The 8,669-nt window shown below is 46.5% G+C and carries 7 protein-coding genes; 5 read left to right on the plus strand and 2 right to left on the minus strand.

The window, feature by feature from the left end; translation table 11 throughout:
- Window positions 1–482 precede the first annotated feature (482 nt).
- A complete protein-coding gene (locus AB7U36_RS13125) occupies window positions 483–1,493 on the plus strand; it encodes a tryptophan--tRNA ligase (protein WP_428160214.1) in 1,011 nt (336 codons plus the stop codon).
- On the opposite strand, the gene AB7U36_RS13130 is transcribed toward AB7U36_RS13125, so the two are convergent.
- Both AB7U36_RS13130 and argJ read right to left on the minus strand, forming a co-directional pair.
- Entirely contained in the window at window positions 1,482–2,213 is a 732-nt protein-coding gene (locus AB7U36_RS13130; RefSeq protein WP_428160215.1) for a pseudouridine synthase, read from the minus strand. The two genes, AB7U36_RS13125 and AB7U36_RS13130, sit on opposite strands and share 12 nt — an antisense overlap.
- Complete coding sequence (gene argJ, locus AB7U36_RS13135; RefSeq protein WP_428160216.1) at window positions 2,194–3,375, minus strand: bifunctional glutamate N-acetyltransferase/amino-acid acetyltransferase ArgJ; 1,182 nt, start codon at window positions 3,373–3,375, stop codon at window positions 2,194–2,196. The genes AB7U36_RS13130 and argJ overlap by 20 nt, the downstream gene beginning before the upstream one ends.
- Window positions 3,376–3,871: 496 nt before the next feature.
- Between argJ and AB7U36_RS13140 the strand changes: the two genes are divergently transcribed.
- From AB7U36_RS13140 to AB7U36_RS13155, 4 genes are all read left to right on the plus strand, one after another.
- Window positions 3,872–4,450, plus strand: coding sequence for a TetR/AcrR family transcriptional regulator (locus AB7U36_RS13140; protein ID WP_428160217.1), 579 nt, complete (start codon window positions 3,872–3,874; stop codon window positions 4,448–4,450).
- 26 nt (window positions 4,451–4,476) lie between these two features.
- Window positions 4,477–6,612, plus strand: a complete 2,136-nt coding sequence (locus AB7U36_RS13145; RefSeq protein WP_428160218.1) for a SulP family inorganic anion transporter — start codon at window positions 4,477–4,479, stop codon at window positions 6,610–6,612.
- Between the two features lie 12 nt (window positions 6,613–6,624).
- Window positions 6,625–7,845 (plus strand): response regulator, encoded by a 1,221-nt coding sequence (locus tag AB7U36_RS13150; protein ID WP_428160219.1) that lies wholly within the window; start codon window positions 6,625–6,627, stop codon window positions 7,843–7,845.
- 30 nt (window positions 7,846–7,875) lie between these two features.
- Window positions 7,876–8,669: PDC sensor domain-containing protein (locus AB7U36_RS13155; protein ID WP_428160220.1), on the plus strand; the 794-nt coding region annotated here is incomplete at its 3' end.

The raw sequence follows: 8,669 nt of genomic DNA on the forward strand, positions 1-8,669 counted from the left end.
TTACGCAGTTCAAGCGTCACTTCTGTCCTAATTTTTCTTCTGGACAAATTTTACTTATTAACTTTTGACCTATTGTCAACATAAGTACTCCACATGCCTTTTGAGGTCGCTTATATTAAATATCCTCGGCCTGGAGAAAACCCAATCTCTTAATCATCTATGTTGTCGATGGATATGGGAAACAGAAAAAAAGTTTAAGTCAACCATGCGCATTGTCTTCGATGAAACATTCTCAAAGTTAAATTATTTCGAGATTCCAAGGCGTTGATGAAAATGGTAAATTTAGAACCGCTACACTGAAAAGGCGTGGCTTGAAAAAAAGATGAGATTCTGGTAATTCCTTTTTTGCATAACACTAATTAGTATCTGCTGATTTTCTATAATTATCACCAGGATATTGTGGTCTTTTTTAGTGATAATACAATCTGCTGATATTTGCCATAGAAAATCAGCAGATACTAATTAATTCTTTAGGAATATAAATGAAAAACGCAGACTTTTTAACCGGTATTACCACCTCGGGTACGCCTCACCTTGGCAATTATGTGGGTGCCATCCGTCCGGCTGTCGAATCCAGCAAAAATCCTGACCTGACCTCTTACTATTTTCTGGCAGATTACCACTCCCTGATAAAAAATCATGATCCGGAAAAACGAAAGGTATCCACCCTTGAAATTGCAGCGGCCTGGATTGCCCTGGGGTTGGATTATAATAATTGTGTATTTTACCGGCAGTCTGATATTCCGGAAATTCCGGAACTTACCTGGATTTTGACCTGTTTGACGGCCAAGGGACTGATGAACCGTGCCCATGCATACAAGGCTGCGGTCCAGGAAAACGAAGAACAGGAGAGAAAAGATCCGGACCAGGGCGTCACCATGGGCCTTTTTTCCTATCCCATTCTCATGGCAGCAGACATTCTCATGTTCAATGCCTCCAAAGTGCCCGTAGGCAAGGATCAGATCCAGCATATTGAAATGACAAGGGATATTGCTGCAAGATTCAATCATATGTACAAGGAATTATTTGTGCTGCCCGAGGTAGTTGTGGATGAAACCGCAGCCGTGCTTTCAGGCCTTGACGGGCGCAAAATGAGCAAAAGCTACAACAACTTTATTCCGCTGTTTGACACGGAAACGCGGCTGCGCAAAATGATCATGAAGATCCAGACCAATTCCCTGGGACCCGATGAACCCAAAGATCCTGATACTTGTACCCTGTTTTCAATTTACCGGGCCTTTGCCACACCGCAACAGACAAAAGACTTGGCCCGGCGGTACAGGGAGGGCATTGCCTGGGGGACCATGAAACAGGAGTTGTTTGAATACATCAATGATATTTTAAAGGAGCCCAGACAGCGGTACGAAGAGCTGATGGCTAATCCCAAAGATATTGAAGATATTTTGAAAAAAGGAGCGGTTCGGGCCAGGGAATATTCCGTGCCCTTCCTGGATAAAGTTAGAAAGAGTGTTGGTATTCAATCATTGTCTTAATTTTTCCACCTCTTTTTCGGTGAGATATCGCCACTTGCCGGGGGGCAGACTGCCAAGGCAGATATTGGCCATGCGGATCCGTTTGAGCATGGCCACCTGATTGCCGGTTTTGCCCACCATTTTCCGGATCTGGCGGTTCACCCCCTGTTTTAAAACAATTTTAAATCCGTTTTCAGAAACCCTGCGGACCCTGGCCTGCCGGGTCTTTTTTCCGTTTATCACCATGCCCTGGGCCATGGCAGAAAGATCCGGGTCACTGACAGGCAGTACCGTAAACACAAGATACTCTTTTTCATGGTCATGGGAGGGATGGGATAACCGGTTATGCAGGTCACCGTCATCTGTCAGCAAAACAAGACCCACTGAATCCTTATCCAGCCGACCTACGGGATAGACTCTTTTTTTTACCGGCACAAGGTCCAGAATAATTTTTGCATTTTTCTGGGCGCAGGTTGTAACCACCCCCTTGGGTTTGTTGACGGCGATATAGGTATGGATAGGGTCTTCGTTTGCATTAAATCGAATCGGTTTACCGTCAACACAGATTCTGTCCTTTGCCGGATCACCCCGTGTGCCAAGCGTTTTTACAATGGTTCCGTTCACCGTGACCCTGCCGTCAAGGATAAGGGTCTCGGCCTTTCTGCGCGAACAAAACCCGCAATAGGCTAAAATTTTCTGCAGCCGGATACCTTGGGCTGTTTCAGGATCTGTAGTCGGCATTGATTTTGACATAATTTTCACTGAAGTCGCAGAACAGGAACTGGTCCTGGCCTTCCCCGAGATTGAGATCCAGGACAATGCGGATTTCATCCTGCTTCATGATGTGGGCAGCTTTTTTTTCCGCCGCTTTACCCTGCCACTGTCCGTTTTGAACCAGCAGGACATCATCAAAATACAAATCCATTTTATTCTGGTCCACTGTGGCCCCGGATCTTCCGGCTGCCGCAGTGATCCGCCCCCAGTTGGGATCCTGGCCGTAAATGGCGGTTTTCACAAGGGGGGAATGTGCAATGGCCTCGGCCGCTGCAAACGCATCTTGCCGGGTCAGTGCACCTTTGACCGTGATTGAAGCAAGCTTTGTGGCGCCCTCCCCGTCTTTGATTATCATTTTGGCAAGCGCATAGCAGACATCATCTAAAACAGCCTGGAAGGCCTTCAGGGACCCATCGTTGTCGATCACTGCCTGCCCTGCCCCGTTAGCCATACACAAGAGGGTATCATTGGTGCTGGTATCTCCGTCAACCGTAATCCGGTTAAAGGAGCGGGAGGCGGCATGGGTCAGAGCCTGTTTGAGCAGGCTGCTTGAAATATCTGCATCGGTAAATACATAGGCCAGCATGGTGGCCATATCCGGCCGGATCATACCGGAACCTTTGGCTACCCCTGTAATGGTAAAAATTTTTTCATCCCCGGATGTGATGGTTTTTCCCTGACGGGATACAATTTTGGTGCAAGTATCTGTGGTGAGTATGGCTTTGGCAAAATCTTCAAGCGTACAAGAATCAAGGCACGCCACAGCTTCAGGTATCCCTGTTTCAAATTTATCCATAGGCAGCGGCGCACCGATCACCCCGGTGGAAGAGACAATAACATACTCAGGATCAATGTTAAGGGCTTTGGCCACAAGCGCAACGCATTGTTTTGCATCGGCCACCCCCTGTTCGCCGGTAAAGCAGTTGGCATTACCTGAATTGACCAGCACGGCCTGGAGCAGGCCCTTTTCCATGGTTTTCCTGCCAAGAATAACAGGGGCGGCAACCACCTGGTTCCGCGTGAACAATGCGGCGGCAGAAGCGGGCTTTTCAGTATAAATCAGCCCGAGATCCCTGGCTTTCTTTTTTTTGATCCCGGCACGGATTCCAGCAAATTTAAAGCCTTTCATTTTTGTTTCCTTTTTTTATTTTACCGTGAAGGACATGAAGCACATGAAGAATATATACCGAAAAATCAATCTTCATCTCCTTCATGGTTTTAATCTGGGAGCATCTTAAAGTTTATAACGTTGAATCCAAACCCATTCTGAAAATTTGAGCGCTGATTATAATTGTGTTTCAGCCCTGTGTAAACATGGATTTTTGAACGGCCTTATTCATTTGCGTCCATTAATGTGCTTCTTTTGGCTCAATCTTTCTGTCAAGCATATAAAATATCGTTCTTTATTTATTGCACTTTGAAACATCATTATTGCACCTTGAAACGCTTGAATTTTAAGAAAATTTCGTTATTTATACACACAATCTGCTGATGTTTCAATGTGTTGCATGTCAGCAACCTTCTTAAAAAAAAATTAGAAAATGATTAAAAACCATTTGACATGAGTAAACAAACTGAGTATACACTCAAATAAAATGAGTAGTCACTCAAATTTTAGAGGTGTTATGTCAAAAAAAGATGCCATACTGCAGGCCGCCACTGTGCTGTTTTCCAAAAACGGGTTCAAAGAGACCGCCACCGCTGATCTGGCAAAAATGATCAATGTGGCGGAAGGAACCATTTTTTATCATTTCAAGACCAAAGAAAAATTGTTTTTAGCGGTTCTTGAAAAGACCAAAAAAATGATTCTGGAGGAATTTGACGCATATATGGGAAATAAACATTTTGACAGCGGCATGGGCATGATTGAACGTGCGGTATCCTTTCACTTATTTTTAGCCGGCAAAATGGAAAACGAATTTCTCCTTTTGCACCGGTACTACCCCTACCAGATGGCAGAGGCTGTACCGGAATGCCGTAATTATCTGGAAGCCATTTACGATTGTCTTGTTTCAATCTATGAAGAAGGCATCGAAATGGGGCAGAACGACGGATCTATAGATCCGCTGCCTGCCAGGAAAACCGCCCTGATTATCTTTTCCATGGTGGACGGGATTGTCAGGTTTAAAACGTACAACTTGTATAATGCTAATGCACTGTTCAATGAACTGGTCACCTCCTGCAGACGCATGTTAAAGACTTAGACAATCAACTTAGAAAGGTGTTCGACATGTTAACCAAAATACTGCCGTTCATAGAGTGGTTCAAGGATTACTCCCTGGCCAAATTCAGAATTGATTTTGTGGCCGGACTTACTGTGGCCCTGGTGCTTATTCCCCAGTCCATGGCCTATGCCCAGTTGGCTGGTCTGCCGGCCTACTACGGTCTTTATGCGGCATTTCTGCCCCCCATGATCGCTTCTTTGTTCGGATCCAGCCGTCAGCTGGCAACCGGCCCTGTGGCCGTGGTCTCTTTGATGACTGCAGCAAGTCTCGAACCTTTGGCATCTGCCGGAAGTGAAGCGTTTATTGCCTATGCAATTATTCTGGCTTTGACCGTGGGCGTATTCCAGCTGCTGCTCGGGATTCTGCGCCTGGGCCTTATTGTTAATTTTCTGTCCCATCCTGTTGTTAACGGGTTTACCAACGCTGCAGCAATTATCATTGCCACCTCCCAGCTGTCCAAACTGTTCGGTGTATATGTGGACAAGGCCCATCACCACTATGAAACCATTATACGGGTGATTGAAACTGCCTTTCATTACACACATCTGCCCACCCTTGCCATGGGGATTTTATCCATTGCCATCATGGTGGGGTTGAAACGCCTGAATCCAAGAATCCCTTACGTGCTTGTGGCGGTTGCCGTCACCACCATCATTTCCTGGGCCACCGGGTTCCAGCATAATACCTCTGTGACCATGGCCCAGATCATGGATGAGTCGGCTCAGAAAGATATTCAATCGTTTAACCATGCAGTTGAATCCATTGCCGGTTTAAGTGTTGAACGCACAACGCTTTCATCCAAAATAGAAAGCAGCCATGACGCCTCACCCCTTGACCGGCTGGATCTCGAATACCAGTCCAGGGTATTTACGGCTAAAATAGATGCGGCCAAAAGCCAGGCGTCTCAAATTCGTACCCGGCTTCGGGAGATGAAATTCAGCGCGGTTAAGGACACAAATAAGGGTGTTCTGTTTTACCCCCAAGATGGTCAGGTACCGGATGCCAGGGTGGATGACCGGGTATATCGTATCCTGGTGGGCAATAAAATCCTTAATACAGAATCCATGGTGTTATCCGGTGGCGGTGCCGTGGTGGGTGAAGTTCCCAAGGGTCTGCCAAAACTTGGCATACCACCCATTAACATTTCCGTGTTCCTGCAGCTTTTACCCTATGCCATTATCATCTCCCTGCTCGGTTTCATGGAAGCCATTGCCATTGCCAAGGCCATGGCGGCCAAAACCGGACAGAGGCTTGATCCCAACCAGGAGCTTATCGGCCAGGGTCTTTCCAATATCCTGGGTTCTTTTGGAAAAAGTTATCCGGTATCCGGTTCTTTTTCCAGAAGTGCCGTCAATCTTCAGGCTGGCGCTGTCTCCGGTCTTTCCAGCGTCATCACAAGTATCATGGTCATTTTCACCTTGCTGTTTTTTACACCGTTACTGTACCATCTGCCCCAGGCAGTCCTTGCTTCGGTTATCATGATGGCGGTTATCGGGCTTGTGAACATTTCCGGTTTTGTTCATGCCTGGAAAGCGCAATGGTATGACGGCCTGATTTCTGTTATTACTTTTGTTGTCACCCTGGCCGTGGCACCTCATCTGGAAAATGGCATATACATTGGTGTTGGCCTGTCTTTGGCTGTGTTCCTGTATAAATGCATGCGCCCCAGAATCAGTTCTTTGTCCCGCGGCGAGGATCAGTCCTTGAAAGACTCCTGTGTCCACGAGCTTGCCACCTGTGAGCACATTGAATTGATCCGCTTTGAAGGCCCGCTGTTTTTTGCCAATGCCAGCTACCTTGAAGATGAAATAAACAGCCGGATCCAGAAGGAATCTGATCTGAGGCACTTTATTATTGCCTGCAACGGTGTCAACGACATAGATGCCTCTGGCCAGGAAACGCTGGCCCTTATTATTCAGCGTTTAAGAAGCGCCGGATACGGCGTATCGTTAAGCGGCGTCAATGATGCGGTTTACAAGGTACTTGCACGTACGCACTTACTTGAAGAAATCGGGGTTCACAACATTTACCCCACCATGGAAAAAGCACTTTCAACCGTTCATGCACAGACCCATGTCAATACCAAGGAAGACCAGTGTCCATTACTCGTAAACTGCCTGGGAACCCAATCAACTAAATAAAGGAGACATCCCATGTCTATACTGACATTTTTCAGCGGTTCATATTGCGGCAAAGCGTCAATCATTTCAGATGTTATTGATCAAAGCGGATTTAAACTGCTGTCAGACAATGACCTGGTGGCCTCGGCCAGCCAGCTGTCCGGAATGTCCGAAAAGAAAATTTCCCGGTCTTTTCTTGAAAAAACATCGGTGTTCAATAAGTTCACCCATGAAAAAGAGCGCGCCATTGCCTACCTGCGCCTTGCCGTGGCAGAGCTAATGACCCAGGATGATTGCATACTTGATGGATTTACAAGCCTTCTGATCCCTGCATCCATAAGCCACGTATTAAGAATCTGCCTGATTGCAGACAAGACATTTAGAATTGAACAGGCCATGAAGGCGCATAACTTAAGCGAAAAAGATGCTGTCAGTCTGATCTCAAAAAATGACGAATCTTACAGTGCATGGTCTAATACGCTTTATAAAATTACCGATCCCTGGGATGCTTCCCTTTACGACATGATTCTGCCCACGGACAAGATGGACAAAGATGAAGCCGTGTCCCTGATTCTTGAAAATTTAAAAAATGAAGTGATTCAGCCCACCAAAGCATCAAGAAAGGCTGCCGATGATTTTGTCCTGGCCGCCCGGGTGGAAGTGGCATTGTCCAAGGAAGGCCATGCTGTCGGCGTCACTTCCCGGGACGGGCTGGTCACGTTGACCATCAATACCAATGTGCTTCTTTTGGGAAGACTTGAAGAAGAGCTTAAAAATATAGTAAAACAGGTTCAAGGGGTTTCGTCTGTTGAAACCCGCATCGGCAAAGGTTTTTACCAGGCAGATATCTATCGCAGGTTCGATTTCCAGGTACCGTCAAAAGTTCTTTTAGTGGATGACGAGCGTGAATTTGTACAGACACTTTCCGAAAGGCTGCAGATGCGTGATGTGGGGTCCGCCATTGCCTATGATGGAGAATCTGCGTTGAACCTGATGGAAGCGGATGAACCGGATGTGATGATCCTGGATTTAAAAATGCCGGGGATTGACGGTATTGAAGTGCTTAAAAAGGTCAAGGCATCCAGGCCCCAAATTGAAGTCATCATTCTAACAGGCCATGGGTCAGATGCTGACAGGGAGATCTGCATGAAGCTTGGGGCATTTGCTTATCTGCAAAAACCTGTGGATATAGAAGAGTTGAGCCGGAATTTGAAAGCTGCCAATGAAAAAATCCGCCACAAAGAACAAAACTAACTGAAAGATTGCAGGGACATAATAATCATTATGGCACTGGAAACTACGAATACAGAAAAAAAAGCAGACATCACGGGCCCAGGCACCAAACTGCTTAAAGGGGAATTCCTTAATTACCAACGGATATGGCTGATCTCCTTTGTGCTGACCGCCGCATTTGCCATTATTCCTGTTATCTTTTTTGCCGTCCTCGATTACAACCTGACCCGGCGGTCTCTAGAAAATGATGCCGAGGCCAGGGCTTCCCGCCTGGCCTCCAATACCTGGCGGTCACTTGCCTTTTTTTTAGATGAGCGCAAAAATGCATTAAGCTACGTGGTGCGGTTCAATTCCTTGGAGCAGCTTGGGAACACAGAGCAACTGGCAAATATTTTAGATTTTTTGCGCCAAAGCTTTGGGGGGTTTACCGATATCGGCATTATTGACGCCACCGGTGTTCAACGTGTATATGCTGGCCCCTATGGCCTTGCAGGCAAAAATTACAAGGATCAGCAATGGTTTAAGGACACCATGGCCCATGGCACTTCTGTGAGTGATGTGTTTCTAGGATTCAGAAACGTCCCCCATATTTCCATTGCCCTGCGTCATATGGCTCCGGATAATACCTATTTCATTATCCGGGCCACCATTGAACACCAGTTGCCCGGAATTTTATCCGAAGTCAAGACATCGGATAACGGGGATGCCTTTTTAATCAATGCAGAGGGCGTACTTCAAACACCTTCACACCATTTCGGGAATGTGCTTGAAAAAACAAACATTGCCTTACCCCCGGCCATGGCCAAAACCCGTACCATGACCATTACCCTGGAAAATGGACAGGA

Source organism: Desulfobacter sp., from assembly GCF_050177295.1.